This is a genomic window from Luteimicrobium album (assembly GCF_030161555.1).
Taxonomy (GTDB): Bacteria; Actinomycetota; Actinomycetes; order Actinomycetales; family Cellulomonadaceae; genus Luteimicrobium; species Luteimicrobium album.
On the sequence record NZ_BSUK01000001.1, the window covers coordinates 1,583,770 to 1,597,344 of the forward strand.

General features: G+C 73.7%; 14 protein-coding genes and 5 pseudogenes. 8 read left to right on the forward strand and 11 right to left on the reverse strand.

Annotated features, from left to right (window positions below; translation table 11 throughout):
• Both QQK45_RS08165 and QQK45_RS08170 read left to right on the forward strand, forming a co-directional pair.
• Positions 1–825 (forward strand): ferredoxin reductase, encoded by an 825-nt coding sequence (locus QQK45_RS08165; RefSeq protein ID WP_284292833.1) that lies wholly within the window; start codon positions 1–3, stop codon positions 823–825.
• Between the two features lie 24 nt (positions 826–849).
• Positions 850–1,173 carry a DUF6510 family protein gene (locus QQK45_RS08170; protein ID WP_284292835.1) on the forward strand — a complete coding sequence of 108 codons (324 nt, stop codon included), beginning with the start codon at positions 850–852 and terminating at the stop codon, positions 1,171–1,173.
• Here the strand turns inward: QQK45_RS08170 and QQK45_RS08175 are convergent, their stop codons facing one another.
• The 4 genes and pseudogenes from QQK45_RS08175 to QQK45_RS08190 form a co-directional block, all read right to left on the reverse strand.
• The gene (locus QQK45_RS08175) at positions 1,174–1,530 is read right to left on the reverse strand and encodes an SDR family NAD(P)-dependent oxidoreductase (RefSeq protein WP_284294980.1); all 357 of its coding nucleotides are present in this window, start codon (positions 1,528–1,530) and stop codon (positions 1,174–1,176) included. It lies immediately after the preceding gene.
• Between the two features lie 157 nt (positions 1,531–1,687).
• Positions 1,688–1,980 (reverse strand): annotated as a pseudogene (locus QQK45_RS23100) (SDR family NAD(P)-dependent oxidoreductase); the annotation flags it as partial.
• Between the two features lie 62 nt (positions 1,981–2,042).
• On the reverse strand, positions 2,043–2,870 hold the full coding sequence (locus QQK45_RS08185; RefSeq protein WP_284292836.1) for an aldo/keto reductase: 828 nt from the start codon (positions 2,868–2,870) through the stop codon (positions 2,043–2,045).
• A 24-nt stretch (positions 2,871–2,894) separates the two neighbouring features.
• Positions 2,895–4,085, reverse strand: coding sequence for an MFS transporter (locus QQK45_RS08190; RefSeq protein WP_284292837.1), 1,191 nt, complete (start codon positions 4,083–4,085; stop codon positions 2,895–2,897).
• A 151-nt stretch (positions 4,086–4,236) separates the two neighbouring features.
• Here QQK45_RS08190 and QQK45_RS08195 point away from each other — a divergent pair.
• A pseudogene (locus QQK45_RS08195) lies at positions 4,237–4,706 on the forward strand (MarR family winged helix-turn-helix transcriptional regulator).
• 61 nt (positions 4,707–4,767) lie between these two features.
• Here the strand turns inward: QQK45_RS08195 and QQK45_RS08200 are convergent.
• On the reverse strand, positions 4,768–5,013 hold the full coding sequence (locus QQK45_RS08200) for a LysR substrate-binding domain-containing protein (RefSeq protein ID WP_284294981.1): 246 nt from the start codon (positions 5,011–5,013) through the stop codon (positions 4,768–4,770).
• Positions 4,902–5,660, reverse strand: a pseudogene (locus QQK45_RS08205) (LysR family transcriptional regulator); the annotation flags it as partial. The gene QQK45_RS08200 and the pseudogene QQK45_RS08205, both read right to left, overlap by 112 nt.
• Before the next feature lie 76 nt (positions 5,661–5,736).
• Between QQK45_RS08205 and QQK45_RS08210 the strand changes: the two are divergent.
• Complete coding sequence (locus tag QQK45_RS08210) at positions 5,737–6,609, forward strand: aldo/keto reductase (RefSeq protein WP_284292838.1); 873 nt, start codon at positions 5,737–5,739, stop codon at positions 6,607–6,609.
• 34 nt (positions 6,610–6,643) lie between these two features.
• Positions 6,644–7,575 (forward strand): annotated as a pseudogene (locus tag QQK45_RS08215) (aldo/keto reductase).
• Positions 7,576–7,774: 199 nt separating this feature from the next.
• Here QQK45_RS08215 and QQK45_RS08220 read toward each other — a convergent pair.
• A complete protein-coding gene (locus QQK45_RS08220) occupies positions 7,775–8,302 on the reverse strand; it encodes a hypothetical protein (RefSeq protein WP_284292839.1) in 528 nt (175 codons plus the stop codon).
• A gap of 62 nt (positions 8,303–8,364) precedes the next feature.
• On the opposite strand from QQK45_RS08220, the gene QQK45_RS08225 reads away from it, so the two are divergent.
• Positions 8,365–9,216 carry a hypothetical protein gene (locus tag QQK45_RS08225; RefSeq protein WP_284292840.1) on the forward strand — a complete coding sequence of 284 codons (852 nt, stop codon included), beginning with the start codon at positions 8,365–8,367 and terminating at the stop codon, positions 9,214–9,216.
• Between the two features lie 32 nt (positions 9,217–9,248).
• Positions 9,249–9,428: pseudogene (locus tag QQK45_RS08230) on the forward strand (GntR family transcriptional regulator); the annotation flags it as partial.
• A gap of 261 nt (positions 9,429–9,689) precedes the next feature.
• Here QQK45_RS08230 and QQK45_RS08235 read toward each other — a convergent pair.
• Positions 9,690–10,547: an SDR family oxidoreductase gene (locus QQK45_RS08235; RefSeq protein ID WP_284292841.1), complete on the reverse strand. Its 858-nt coding sequence runs from the start codon at positions 10,545–10,547 to the stop codon at positions 9,690–9,692.
• Between the two features lie 99 nt (positions 10,548–10,646).
• On the opposite strand from QQK45_RS08235, the gene QQK45_RS08240 reads away from it, so the two are divergent.
• Entirely contained in the window at positions 10,647–11,018 is a 372-nt protein-coding gene (locus QQK45_RS08240) for a winged helix-turn-helix transcriptional regulator (protein ID WP_284292842.1), read from the forward strand.
• A gap of 10 nt (positions 11,019–11,028) precedes the next feature.
• Here QQK45_RS08240 and QQK45_RS08245 read toward each other — a convergent pair whose 3' ends face one another.
• The 3 genes from QQK45_RS08245 to QQK45_RS08255 are packed head-to-tail and all read right to left on the reverse strand — an operon-like array spanning position 11,029 to position 13,549.
• Entirely contained in the window at positions 11,029–11,601 is a 573-nt protein-coding gene (locus QQK45_RS08245) for an isochorismatase family protein (protein WP_284292843.1), read from the reverse strand.
• Positions 11,602–11,648: 47 nt separating this feature from the next.
• On the reverse strand, positions 11,649–13,100 hold the full coding sequence (locus QQK45_RS08250) for an MFS transporter (protein ID WP_284292844.1): 1,452 nt from the start codon (positions 13,098–13,100) through the stop codon (positions 11,649–11,651).
• On the reverse strand, positions 13,097–13,549 hold the full coding sequence (locus QQK45_RS08255) for a MarR family winged helix-turn-helix transcriptional regulator (RefSeq protein WP_284292845.1): 453 nt from the start codon (positions 13,547–13,549) through the stop codon (positions 13,097–13,099). The genes QQK45_RS08250 and QQK45_RS08255 overlap by 4 nt, the downstream gene beginning before the upstream one ends.
• Positions 13,550–13,575: the final 26 nt, after the last annotated feature.

Below are 13,575 nucleotides of genomic sequence, written 5' to 3' on the forward strand. Positions count from 1 at the left end.
GTGGCTGCGCCGTCGGGCGGGGTGGAGCTGGGGACGGCCGGTACGGCCGCGCCCGCGCGCCTGGGGGAGCGGTTCGCGACGACGCGCGGCTGGCGCGTCGCGACGCTCGCCTCCGCCCACGCGGAGAGCGCGACCGCGCGGACGCTCGAGCTCGACGTCCTCGACTGGCCGGGGCACCTGGCGGGGCAGCACGTCGACCTGCGGCTCACCGCCGCCGACGGGTACACGGCCGAGCGGGCGTACTCGCTGTCGGCGCCGCTCGACCCCGCCGCGCCCGGGCGGGTCGCGGTGACCGTCCAACGGGTGCCGGACGGCGAGGTGTCGCCCTACCTGGTCGACGCGTTCGAGCCGGGTCAGCTCATCGAGGTGCGGGGGCCGGTCGGCGGGTGGTTCGTGTGGGAACCGGGGTTCGCGGACGCTGCGCCGGTGCTGCTGATCGCCGGTGGGTCGGGGATCGTGCCGCTGATCGCGATGGTGCGCGCGCGCCGAGGTGCGGGGAATCGAACCTCGTTCCGGCTGCTGTACTCCGTGCGCACGCCCGACGACGCGATGTTCACGGACGAGCTCACCGGGGTTCGCGGCCGTGCCGACGGCGTCGAGGCCCAGGTGTTCTACACGCGCGCCGCGCCGCTGGACGCCGCCCGCGAGGCCCGGCGCATCGGCCTGCAGGACGTCGCCGCGCACGGCTGGCCGCCCGAGCTGCGGCCCGTCTGCTACGTGTGCGGACCCACGGGCTTCGTCGAGGCCGTGACCCGGATGCTCCTCGCGCTCGGGCACGACCCGGCCGCGATCCGGGCCGAGCGTTTCGGGCCCGCAGGCGACTGACCGGCGTCGGACGGAAGGACCGCCATGACCCAGGACGGGACGCTTCTCGAGGAGCGCGGCCCCCTCGATCCGAGCGACGGGCACGTCGACGGGAACGCCGTCGCGGGGGCGCTCGCGGCCGTGTTCGTCACCGAGATCACGACGGCGCTCGTCCGGTGCCGCGCGTGCGGGGACGCCGGACCCTTCGCCGCGCTCATGGTGTGGGCGCACGGGCCGGGCGTCGTCGGGCGGTGCCCGTCGTGCGAGGCGGTGCTGCTGCGCTACGTCGCGACGCCCGGCCGGGTGCGCGTCGACCTCAGCGGGATCGCGGAGCTCGAGCTCGCGCCGGTGGCGGCTGCCGGCCGCTGATCACCAGCGCACGGTCCCGTCCGCGTCGACGAAGGTGCCCGACGGGTCCGTCACGGCCAGGGTCGCGGCGCGGTGGACGACCTCGGTGGCCTGCTCCGGCGTGACAGGCGCCTGCTCGCGGTTGCCCGGGGCCAGGTCCGTCTGCACCCAGCCTGGGCACACGGAGGTGACCTTGATCGAGGTGTCTGCGAGCGCCTTGGCGACCACGAGCGTGATCGCGTTGAGGGCGGCCCTGGACGACTGGTAGGCCGGAACGATCATGGCGTGCCAGGGTGACTCCGGGTCGGTCTGGTGCGCGAGCGACCCTACGGTGCTCGAGACGTTGACGATCCGTCCGGCCGGGCTGCGGCGGAGCAGGGGAGGAAGGCCTCGACGACGGCGACCGGGCCGAGGACGTTGGTCGCGTACGTCTGCTCGAACATCGCCAGGTCGACCACCTCCGCCGGGTCGGCGGGCTCGCCTCCGGGAGGGTGCCTGCGTTGTTGACGAGCACGTCGAGACGCCCGAACCGCGCGGCGACCTGGGCGGCGGCTGCCCGCACGGAGGCCGGCTCGGTGACGTCCAGCATGACGCTGCTCGCCGCGTAGCCGTCTCGTACGAGCTGGTCCGCTGCCTCCTCACGGCCTCGGGCCGCCGCGCGGCGACCACGACGTGCGCGCCGTCGCGGGCCAGCCGCCTGGCGGACGCCAGCCCGATCCCCCGGGTGCCACCGGTCACGAGTGCGATCTTCACGATCAGGTCCGCCTGTCGTCCGCGGCCCCCGGGTCGGGCGACCGTCCGGGCTCCAGCACAGCAGGGGGCCGTCATGAGGTCTGGCGACAATCCGACGACGCTCTCGGATGGGCGGCCACGAGGGCGGCTGGAGGGCGTCAGCCGTTGAACAGGTCCGGGTGCGGTCCCGTGCGGTGCCCGGCGTCGAGGGCGTCGACGGCGGCGAGCTCGTCGGCGTCGAGCTCGAACCCGAGCACGTCGAGGTTTGTGGCGATCCGTGCCGGGGTGACGGACTTGGGGATCACGACGTTCCCGGACTGGAGGTGCCAGCGGAGGACGACCTGGGCGGGGGTGACGTCGTGCGCGGCGGCGATCCGGGCGATCGCGGGGTCGTCGAGGACGGCGCCCTGCGCGAGCGGGCTCCATGCTTCGGTGAGGATCCCGTGCTCCCGGTGGTAGGCGCGCAGCTCGCGCTGCTGGAGCGCGGGGTGGAGCTCGACCTGGTTGATCGGCGGCAGCTCGCCGGTCGCGGCCCGCAGCGCGTCGAGGTGGGCGGGCTCGAAGTTCGAGACGCCGACCTCGCGCACCAGCCCGGCGGCGCGCAGCTCGAGGAGCTGCTCCCACGCGCCGACGTACTCACCGCGACCCGGGGCAGGCCAGTGGACGAGGTACAGGTCGAGGGCGTCGAGACCGAGACGCTCGAGCGTCGCTTCGTAGGCGTGTCGGACCTGGCCGGGCCCCAGGTCGTCGACCCACAGCTTGCTGGTGACGAAGACTTCGTCGCGGAACAGGCCCGACGCGGCCAGCGCGCGTCCGACGCCGCGCTCGTTGCCGTAGATCGCGGCCGTGTCGACGGAACGGTACCCGGCCTCGAGGGCGGCCGACACGGCGGCGGCGGTGTCGTCGTCGGGCACCTGGAAGACGCCGAAGCCGAGCTGCGGCATGGGGGTGCGTCCGGCGAGGCTGACGTGGGGCATGGTGCTCATGGTTCTTCTCCGGGGGCTGGTGGGTCAGGAGGCGGTCGACAGCGCCGGGGTGGGTGCGTCGTGGTGGATGGCGCGGCGTTCGAGCAGCGTCGCGACGGCGAGCGCGGCGAGGCCGGCGAGCGTGACCAGGGCGCCTGCGCCGAGGGGCGCGGCGTAGCCGAGGCCGAGGGTGATGGTGAGCCCGCCGACCCAGGCCCCGAACGCGTTGCCGACGTTGAACGCGGCGATGTTGGCGCCGGAGGCGAGCGTGGGCGCCTGCGTGGCGTGGCCCATGATGCGCATCTGCAGCCCCGGCACGGTGGCGAACCCGAACACCCCCATGAGGACGAGCCCGACTATCGCTGCGACCGGGTTGGACGCCGTCGCCGCGAACACCGCGAGGACGACGGTCAGTGCGGCGAAGAGGCCGAGCAGGGTGGGGGCGAGGGCGCGGTCGGCGAGGCGCCCGCCGGCGTAGTTCCCGACGAACAGCCCGGCGCCGAACAGCACGAGCAGCCACGGGACCGTCGCCGGGGCGAACCCTGACACCTCGGTGAGCGTGTAGGCGATGTAGGTGAAGGCGCCGAACATCCCGCCGTAGCCGAGGACGGTCACGACGACGCTCCACCAGACCTGCGGGGACCGGAACGCCGTGAGCTCGGTGCGGAGCGAGGCGGGGCGCGCGGCGTCGCGGGTCGAGGGAACCAGCACGACGATGCCGACGAGCGCGACGACGCCGATGGCGGTGATGGCCCAGAAGGTCGCGCGCCAGCCGTGCTGCTGCCCGAGGAACGTTCCGAAGGGGACGCCGAGGACGTTGGCCGCGGTCAGGCCGGAGAACATGAGGGCGATCGCGGACGCGCGCCGCTCCGGCGCGACGAGACCGGCGGCCACGACCGAGCCGATCCCGAAGAACGCTCCGTGGCACAGAGCGGCGAGCACGCGCCCGGCGAGCAGCGTCTCGTACCCGGGGGCGAGCGCGGACAGCAGGTTCCCGGCGACGAACAACCCCATGAGGCCGACGAGGACGGTCTTGCGGTCGAACCGCGTGACGGCCGCGGTCAGGGCGACGGCCCCGACGGCGACCGCGAGGGCGTACCCCGAGATGAGGTAGCCGGCGACGGGTTCGGTGACGTCGAGGTCGGAGGCTACCTCGGGGAGGAGGCCCATGATGACGAACTCGGTAAGCCCGATGCCGAACCCGCCGACGGCGAGCGCGAGCAGTGCGAGAGGCATGACGACAGCTCCGGGATGATCGAGGATGCCAACTGCGTTGGCGGATAAAAGGCGTGTGCAGTAGTTGCAGACGCGCTGTATTAGATAGTTGCACACGCGGGATAAACGCGCAAGCGGTATGCTGGGTGTCACACGGGACGAGGTGTTCGACATGGGGATCGCGGACGACGCGGTGGAGATCAGGGCGCGCGGCTGGCGCACGCTCGCCGCCCTGCACGGGCTCATCGAGGCCGACCTGGAGCGCGCGCTCCAGAGTGAGCACGGGTTGTCCGTCGTCGAGTACACGGTGCTCGACGCCCTCTCTCGCCAGGACGGCTGGCACATGCGCATGCAGCAGCTCGCGCGCGCGGCCGCCCTCAGCGCGTCTGCCACCACCCGGCTCGTGACCCGCCTCGAGGACCGCGGACTCCTCACGCGCATCCTCTGCGCCGACGACCGTCGCGGCATCTACACCGAGCTCACGCCCGCGGGGAGCGGCTTCTCGCCGACGCGCAGCCCACCCACGACCGTGCCCTCGCGGGCGCGCTCGACGAGGCGGCCGACGTCCCGGAGCTCGCCGGGCTCGTCGGGGCGCTCGCCGACCGCGACCTCCTCGGGACACCCGAGGCGGCGGTCGTCTAGCCCCGAAGCCTGCGGCCGCGCGGGTCCCGGCGCCGTCGCGTCGCCCTGTGGCCCTGCCCGGTCACGCGGCGACGGCCGCCGGGCGGTCGAGGAGCTCCAGGAGCCTGGGGGCGAGCGCGACGGCGTGGTCGGACGATCCCGTGACCGCCGAGACCTGCCAGCGCGGCGTGGTGGCGTCGGGCAGGCGCAGGACTGCGAGGCCCTCGGCCTGTGGCTTCGCGCTGATCTGACGAGGGACGAGCGCCACGCCCAGCCCCCGGTGGACGAGGTCCAGCAGCGTGTGGATGTCGTTGACCGTGCACCGCACGCGGCGCCGCACCCCTGGGCCTCGCACGCCTCGTCGTTGAGCGGTCGCACGCCCCAGGACCGCTGGAAGTCGACGAAGTCGAGGCCGTCCAGGTCCTCCCACTCGACCCGGGCGCGAGCCGGGAGCGGGTGGTCCGCCGGCGCGAGCAGCACGATCGGCTCGCTCGCGATCGGGGTCCGCTCGAGCGCCCCGAGGTGGTCGGCGGTCGCGACGAACGCGACGTCGAGCTCGTCGGCGCGGAGCTGCGCGAGGAGGTCGTGCGAGCCGTCCTGCGTGAAGTGGATCTCGACGTGCGGGTAGCGCTCGTGGAACCGCTCCAGCAGCGCAGGCGGGTCGACGGCCGCGAGGCACTGCTCGGCCCCGACCCGGACCGTCCCGGTGACCTGGCGCGTCACCCGCACGACGGCGTCCCTCGCCGCCGTCGACGCCGCGAGCATCGCCCGGGCGTGAGGGAGCAGGGCGAGCCCGGCGTCGGTGGGTTCGACCCGCCGCGTCGTGCGGTGGAAGAGCGTCGTGCCGAGCTCGTCCTCGAGGCTGCGGACCGCAGCGGAGAGCCCGGACTGCGAGACGCCGCACAGCGCCGCGGCCCGCGTGAACTGCTGCTCGTCCGCGAGCGCCACGAGGTACTCCATCTGCCGCAGATCCATTGATCGCTCCGCCTTCTGAATGGCATCAGTGCTAGTTGTTGGACTTCTAGGTTACGCCGAACCTAGGCTCGCAGACATGCAGCAGCGCACCATCGGACACCGCTCCGTCTCCGCCGTCGGCCTCGGCGGCATGCCCATGTCGATCGAGGGCCGTCCCGACGAGGACCGCGCGATCGCGACCGTCCACGCCGCGCTCGACGCCGGCGTCACCTTCATCGACACCGCCGACGCGTACCACCGTGACGCAGGCGAGGTCGGCCACAACGAGGAGCTCATCGCACGTGCCCTGCGCACCTACGGCGGCGACACGGATGGCGTCCTGGTGGCGACCAAGGGCGGCCACCTGCGTCCCGGCGACGGCCGGTGGACCCAGAACGGCGACCCGGCCTACCTCAAGGAGGCCGCCAAGGCCTCGGCCCAGCGGCTCGGCGTGGACGCCATCGGCCTCTACCAGTTCCACCGGCCGGACCCGTCCGTCCCCTACGCGGACTCGGTCGGCGCCCTGCGCGACCTGCTCGACGAGGGCGTCATCGAGATGGCCGGCATCTCGAACGCGAACCCCGACCAGATCCGCGAGGCGAACGACGTGCTCGGCGGCCGGCTCGTGTCGGTGCAGAACCAGTTCTCGCCCCGCTTCCGCTCGTCGCTCCCGGAGCTCGAGCTGTGCGCCGAGCTCGGCATCGCCTTCCTGCCGTGGAGCCCGCTCGGCGGCATCACGTTCGCGCGGGCGGGCGACCTCGACGACGCCTACGCTCCGTTTCAGGAGGTCGCTTCCGCGCACGGCGTCAGCCCGTTCCGTGTCGCGCTCGCCTGGGAGCTCGCGCTCGCACCCGTCGTCGTGCCGATCCCTGGCGCGTCGCGCCCCGCGAGCATCCAGGACTCCGCGCAGGCGGCCGACCTCGTGCTCACGCCCGACGAGGTCGCGCGCCTGAGCGCGGCCACCGCCTGACCCACTGACCCACCCCCGATCAGCGAGGATCCCCATGAAGACCATCACCCTGCCCGGCACCGAGATCACCGCGCCGAACGTCGTCGCCGGCATGATGCGCATCGCCGACAAGACCGACGACGAGATCCGCACCCTCGTGCGCACCGCCCGCGACGCGGGCATCGACTTCTTCGACCACGCCGACATCTACGGCGGTGCGCTGCACAAGTGCGAGGAGCGGTTCGCCGAGGCCCTCGCGCTCACGCCGTCGGAGCGCGCCGAGATCACCCTGCAGACCAAGTGCGGCATCGTTCCCGACGGTCCGTACTTCGACTTCTCGTACGAGCACATCGTCGAGTCGGTCGAGGGTCGCTGCGCGCCCTGCAGACCGACTACATCGACATCCTGCTGCTGCACCGCCCCGACGCCCTCGTCGAGCCCGACGACGTCGCGAAGGCCTTCGACGAGCTCCACGCCGCGGGCAAGGTCAAGGCGTTCGGCGTCTCCAACCACACGCCCGGACAGATCGAGCTGCTGCGGCGGTCGGTGACCCAGCCGCTCGTCGCGAACCAGATCCAGCTCTCGGTCACGCACGCGCCGTCCGTCGCCCAGGGCGTCGCCATGAACATGGGCGACCTGGACCAGTCGATCAGCCGCGACAACGGGATCGTGGACTACTGCCGCCTCCACGGCATCACCCTGCAGGCGTGGTCGCCGTTCCAGGCGCGGTTCTTCAACGGCGTCTTCCTGGGCTCCGAGGACTACCCCGAGCTCAACGCCGTGATCGACCGGCTCGCCGCGACGTACGACGTCCCGGCCATCGCGATCGCGACCGCGTGGATCACGCGCCACCCCGCGCAGATGCAGGTCGTGCTCGGGACGACGACCCCGCAGCGCGTCGCGGACGCCGCCCTCGGCTCCGAGATCCCGCTCACGCGCGCCGAGTGGTACGAGATGTTCCGTGCGGCGGGTCACACCGTCCCCTGATCCGCCCGACGGCGTCGCTCGCGAGATGCGGCGATCCGCAGTCTCGCGGAGCGCCGTCTGCAGATCGCCGCATCTCGGCACGAGGCGTCACCAGAGGGTGTGCAGCCCGGGGAGACGGCGCAGCGCGGCGTCGGCGGTCAGGAGCGAGGTTGTCGTGCGGGTCTGGTCGGGTTGACCAGACCCGCGCGATCAGCCGACGTCATCTGCCCGAGCACGTGCCCGACGAGCGCAGCGTCTCGAGGTCGAACCCCGGTCCTGCCATCGCGGGGAGGCGCTGCGTCGTCGTGGTCCCGAGCGGGCCGCGGAGGTGCACCACGGGCTGCGTCCGCGGGTCGAGGGCGTCGCAGTCGGTGACCTGCCACCGGACGACGACGACCGCGTCGTCCCTGGCGCGCAGCCGGTCGAGCGCCACGCCCGTCGTGCCGTCCTGCGCGGTCACGGAGACGACGCGAGCGCCGGGGACGTCGTCGACGCCGGTGAGGACGAGCCACGGCCAGGCGTCGGCGCCGGTCCCGACCGCCGTCTCGACGACGCCGGCGGGCTTCGCGGACCACGTGGCCTCGTGGACGTCCGTGAGCCGCGGGCGCAGGAGCTGCGGCGAGATCCAGGCCGCGACGAGCAGGGTGACGACGAGCGCCACGCCGAGGACCTCAGCCCCTCTCCTCCGGCGCGGCAGGAGCGCGTCGAGGTGCGAGCGGCCGTCGTCGGCGACCCTGGCGATCAGCATTGGCACACTGTAGTGTGCCAATGAACGTGCGCCAAGGGGCGTGCCATGAGGAAGGGTGATCGGTGGCTGTCTTCGCGCTCCTCCTCACGGCCGTCCTGATGGTCGTCCTGGCGACCGTGGTGGGCCGTGCGCGCCGCGTGACCGCACGCGACGTCGCCTGGCTGGCCGGCTCCGCCGCGGTGCCCGACGACGAGGCGCGCGTCTACCGGCTGTACCTCGCCCGCCATCGCACGCGCCGCGTCCTCGGCGGTCTCGCCGGGGTCGGGTTCGCCGTCGTCGTGGGCGTGCGCTGGTACGGGACCGTGCGGGCGGGCGTGGGCGGGGCCAGCCCGCTCGCCGACGTCCTCTTCTGCGCTCTCGCGGGGACCGTCGTCGGCGCGCTGTCCGCCGAGACCTACCGGCTGCGGCGGCTCGTCGGCCCCGCCGTCGCCTCCCTCGCGCCCCGCTCGCCCGGACCCCGGGGCGGGCTCGTCCGCACGGCGTGGGCGGTCGCCGGGGCGGCCGTGGCAGTCGGCCTGGGCTGCGCCGTCGCGACCGGACGTCTCGGCGCCCTCCTGATGGCGGTCGCGACAGCGCTGCTCGTCGGCGTCGCGGCCTTCACGCTGCGGGCCGTCCGGCGTCGGCGACGTGTCGTCGACGACCCGCGGGCGGCCGCCGTCGACGCCCGCCTCCGCGCCTTCGCGGGTGAGACCGTCGCGTGGCTCGCCCTCGCCGCGGCCGCGCTCGGCGCCGGCTGGACCTGCGCGTTCCTGCCCTGGTCAGGCGGCCCGGCGTGGGTGGGGCCGGCGCTCGCGGTCGGGAGCCTCGCCGTGACGGGGTGGGCACTCCACCGGGCGTCTCCCCGGCCCCCGCGGTCGTTCGTCGCGGGGGGCGCCTGGGCCGGCGTCGTCGGGCCGGAGGCGGTGCCGTCGTGATCGTCCGGATCGACGCCACCTCCCCCGTGCCCGTGTTCGAGCAGCTCCGCGGGCAGATCGAGCGGCTCGTGCTGTCGGGCGGTCTGGAACCGGGGGCTCGGCTGCCGTCGGTACGGGACCTCGCGGCCGACCTGGGCCTGGCCCGCGGCACCGTCAACAAGGTCTACGACGCGCTCGCGCGCGACGGGCTCGTCGAGACGCGGGGCCGGCACGGGACGGTCGTGCTCACGCCCGCTCCCGGGCCTGGGCGCGCCGCCGCCCGTGCCGACCTCGACGCGGCGGCCGAAGCGCTCGTCGTCGTCGCCGCGCAGCTGGGGCTCGACGCGCGGGCGGCGCACGACGCCCTCGACGCCGCCTGGGCCCGGCTCGGTCCCGCCCGCGCGCCCGAGCCCGCCGCGTCCCCGCGCCGAAGTGACCGGCGGCCGTACTACTTCGCGATGAAGTACGGCCCCGGTCTACTTCGGCGAGGAAGGTCAGAGGAGGGCGCGGAGGGCGTCGGCCAGCGGCGTCGTCGGGCGGCCGATCAGGGTGCGCAGGTCGTCCGTCGCGTCGGCGAGGTCGCCGCGCGCGATGCCCTGGTCGAGGGCGACGACGAAGCCGGCCGTACCGTCGTCCAGCCCCGCCCCGCGCAGGATCTCGAGCTGCTCGTCGGCCGTGACGTTCCGGTGTGCCACCGGCACGCCGAGCACCTCGGACGCGGTCGCGGCGAACTCGTCGAAGCTCCATGCGACGTCGCCCGACAGCTCGTAGACCCGGTTCTCGTGCCCTTCGCCGAGCACGACGGCGACGGCGCCGGCCGCGTAGTCGGCGCGCGTCGCGCTCGCGACCCGGCCGTCGCCGGTGCTCGTCACGACCTCGCCGGTCGCGCGGGCCTGGGCGAGCGTCCCGGCGTAGTTCTCCGTGTACCAGTTGTTGCGGAGGATCGTCCACGTCAGCCCTGACGCGCGCAGCGCCTCCTCGGTGGCCTTGTGCTCGGGGGCGAGGACGAGCTCGCTCGTGTCGGCGTGCGGGGCGCTCGTGTAGACGACGCGCCCGACGCCGGACGCGACGGCCGCGTCGATCACCGCGGTGTGCTGGGCGACCCGCTGCCCCACCTCGGAGCCGGACACGAACAGGAGCACGTCGGCACCCGCGAACGCGGTCTCGAGGCTCGACGGGTCGGCGTAGTCGACGACGGCGGTGCGGACCCCGTGCCGCGACGCGAGGTCGGCGAGGCGCTCGGGATTGCGTCCGGCGGCGACCACGGTGGACGGGTCGGTGCCCGCGGCGACGAGCCCCTCGACGGCGAGGCGGCCCAGGTGTCCGGTGGCTCCGGTGACGACGATCGACATGACGTTCCTCTCGGTGGATGAGTATCTCGTCGGTGCCAACCGCGCCCGTGCGGGGTACCTTCCCGAACTTCGGTACCCACTTCGAAGTAAGGTACGAATATGACGGTAAGTAACGAGGTCAGCGTGCTGGATCGACTGCTCACGGACGGCAAGCTCGCCGCCGCGTGCCCGAGCCGGATCGTGCTCGACCACGTCACCAGCCGGTGGGGCGTCCTGCTGCTCGTCGCGCTCTCGGAGCGCTCCATGCGCTGGGGCGAGCTGCGTCGCGTCGTCGAGGGCATCAGCGAGAAGATGCTCGCCCAGACGCTGCGGACGCTCGAGGCCGACGGCATCGTGGACCGTGCCGTGACCCCGAGCGTCCCGCCGCGCGTCGACTACGCGCTGACCGACCGGGGTCGGGGGCTCGTGGCCCACCTGCTCCCGCTCATGGGGTGGATCGCCGACAACGCCGACGAGATCCTCGCGAAGTAGACCGCGAGGCTCAGGGGAGGAGGGCGAGCACCTCGTCCGTCGTCCCGGTCTCGCCGAGGCGCGGGAAGATGCGGCTGACGCTGTTCTCGTGGGCCTCGAGGCTGCGGTCGCCGACGGCGTCCGTCACCACGGTCACGTGGTAGCCGTGCTCGTAGGCGGCGCGGGCGGTCGACTCGACGCCGATGCTGGTCGCGATGCCGGTGAGGACGATCTGCGTGACGCCGCGACGGCGGAGCTGGACGTCCAGGTTGGTACCGTGGAAGGCGCCCCAGTTGTGCTTGGTGACGACGGCGTCGCCGAGCGGCGCGAGCACGTCGACGACCTGGTCCCAGCCCTCGGGCCGGGGCGTGGCCGTGCCGGCGCCGCGGGCGGCCTCGGTGCGGCCGGGGACGTCGTCGGGCCCGGAGAAGCTGACGCGCACCAGGACGACGGGCAGGTCGTGGGCGCGGAACTCCTCGGCGAGGCGGACGGTGCGAGCGATCACGTCGCTCGCGGCGTGCGGCTGGGTCGGCATCGACGCGATGCCGTTCTGCAGGTCGATGACGACGAGCGCAGACTTCGGGTCGAGAGTGGTGACTGCCATGAGGGTGGTGCCTTTCGTGGTGGTGCGGTCCGTACGGTGGGTGCAGGTCAGGAGGCGGCGCTCGTCGTCGTGCGCCCGATGCGGGTCAGCGACCGGTCGACGAGCACGAGGGCCAGGAACACGACGCCGCAGCCGAGCGTGAACCAGGCGAGGTCGTGCAAGCCGCCGGTCGTCGCGCGCTCGCCGAAGAACGCGGCCGTCGCGGCCGACGACGCGAGCGCACCCACGTAGGCGAACGTCCGGAGCAGGCCGGCGGCGGACGCCATCCGGGCGGGCTCGGCCTGGTGGTAGAGGGCGTTCTGGTTGGCGAGGCCGTTGAGGCCCTGCGGCAGGCCGAACACGAGCCCGATCGCGACGAGGAACCAGATCGCGGTGTCCCCGGAGACGAGCAGCAGGCCCGCGCAGACGAGGACCTGGAAGATCCCGCCCGCGACGAGCTTGCCGCGCACGGCCGCCCGCCGACCGGTGATCGCGGTCACGACGATCGCGGACGCGAACATCGGCATGAGCAGCAGCCCGGCCCCGGACGCGCTGAGCCCGCGCCCGGCCTCGAGCCACTGGGTGAACCCGTAGAGCAGCGAGTACTGGACGGTCGCGGCGAGGAACTGTCGGGCGTACGTGGCGAGCTGGGGGACGTTCCCGCCGAGGACCCGCAGGTCGACGAACGGGACGACGGCGCGCAGCTCGCGCCAGGCGAACCCTCCGCCGACGACGGCTGCCACGCCGAGCAGCCACGCGTCCGAGGCGTGCGGGTCCATGACGAAGAGCATGAGCGCGACGAGCGCACCCGAGAACAGCACCATCCCGGCCAGGTCGATGCCGCCGGGGCGGCGACCGCCCGCGCCCGTGGCTGCGCCGTCGTCGGCGGAACCGAGCCCGCGGGGCAGCCAGAGCGACCCGAGGACGAGGCACGCCGCTGACAGCGGGATGTTCACGGTGAACACCGACCGCCAGCCGGCGCCGGAGACGAGGAACCCGCCGAGCGTCGGGCCGATGACGGCGATGACCTGGTTGGAGATGGTCAGCGCGGACAGGACGCCGTTCGGGCTCGGGTTGCCCGTGCGCTTCGACTCGCTGCGGATGAGGTACATCGACGCGGGGTAGCCGGCGCACGTCCCGAAGCCGAGGAGCACGCGCGCGAGGATCAGCACGCCGAGGTTCGGGGCGACCGCGCCGAGGACTCCGGCGACGCCCACGAGCCCCGTGCCGACGAGGAACAGGGTGCGCGGCCCGAACATGTCGATCAGCCGGCCGACCACGGGCTGCCCGACGGCGGTCGCGAGGTAGAGCGCGGTCACGAGCCACGCCGTCTGCGACGAGGCCACGCCGAACGCGGTGGCGATCGGCACGAGCGCGACCGCCAGCATCGACGAGTTGATGGGGTTGAGGATCGACCCCAGGATCATCGGCGCGATGAGCCGGCGGTCGAAGCGGTCGGGTCGCGCGGGCGGAGTGGCGTGCTCCGACTGCGCCCGGCCGCGGTGCAGCAGCGACGTCACGAGCGGATCAGTCTCTCCATGAGGGCGATGGCCTCGGCGAGGGTGTGACGCTCGTCGGCGTCGAGGCCGTCGTGCAGGGCCTGGGTGAGCCACTCGTGGCCGGCCTGGCGGCGCCCCTCGAACACCTCCTGCCCCGCGGGCGTGAGGGTGACGAGCTGACGGCGGCCGTCGTCGGGGTCGGGGGTGCGGAGCACGTAGCCGCGCTCCTCGAGGACGCCGAGGGTCGCCGCGACCGACTGGGGTCGCACGCGCTCGGCGCTCGCGAGCACGCTCGCCGTCGCGGGACCGTGCTTGCCGAGTCGGCTGAGCAGCGCGGTCTGCGAGGGGGTGAGCTCGTGGTTGTCGGACATCTCGAGCAGCCGCCGGCGCAGCTGCCCGACGACGGAGCGCAGCTCGCGGGCGGTGCGCGCGGCGTCGTCGGCGAGGGCCGGGTCGGGCGAGGTGGTCACCCCACGACAATAGGCAGGGATAACTG

Coding starts and splice junctions, on each gene's coding strand:
- QQK45_RS08170 (WP_284292835.1), top strand. CDS start 850: ATGACCCAGGACGGGACGCTTCTCGAGGAGCGCGGCCCCCTCGATCCG.
- QQK45_RS08185 (WP_284292836.1), bottom strand. CDS start 2,870: ATGAGCACCATGCCCCACGTCAGCCTCGCCGGACGCACCCCCATGCCG.
- QQK45_RS08190 (WP_284292837.1), bottom strand. CDS start 4,085: ATGCCTCTCGCACTGCTCGCGCTCGCCGTCGGCGGGTTCGGCATCGGG.
- QQK45_RS08210 (WP_284292838.1), top strand. CDS start 5,737: ATGCAGCAGCGCACCATCGGACACCGCTCCGTCTCCGCCGTCGGCCTC.
- QQK45_RS08220 (WP_284292839.1), bottom strand. CDS start 8,302: ATGCTGATCGCCAGGGTCGCCGACGACGGCCGCTCGCACCTCGACGCG.
- QQK45_RS08235 (WP_284292841.1), bottom strand. CDS start 10,547: ATGTCGATCGTCGTCACCGGAGCCACCGGACACCTGGGCCGCCTCGCC.
- QQK45_RS08240 (WP_284292842.1), top strand. CDS start 10,647: ATGACGGTAAGTAACGAGGTCAGCGTGCTGGATCGACTGCTCACGGAC.
- QQK45_RS08245 (WP_284292843.1), bottom strand. CDS start 11,601: ATGGCAGTCACCACTCTCGACCCGAAGTCTGCGCTCGTCGTCATCGAC.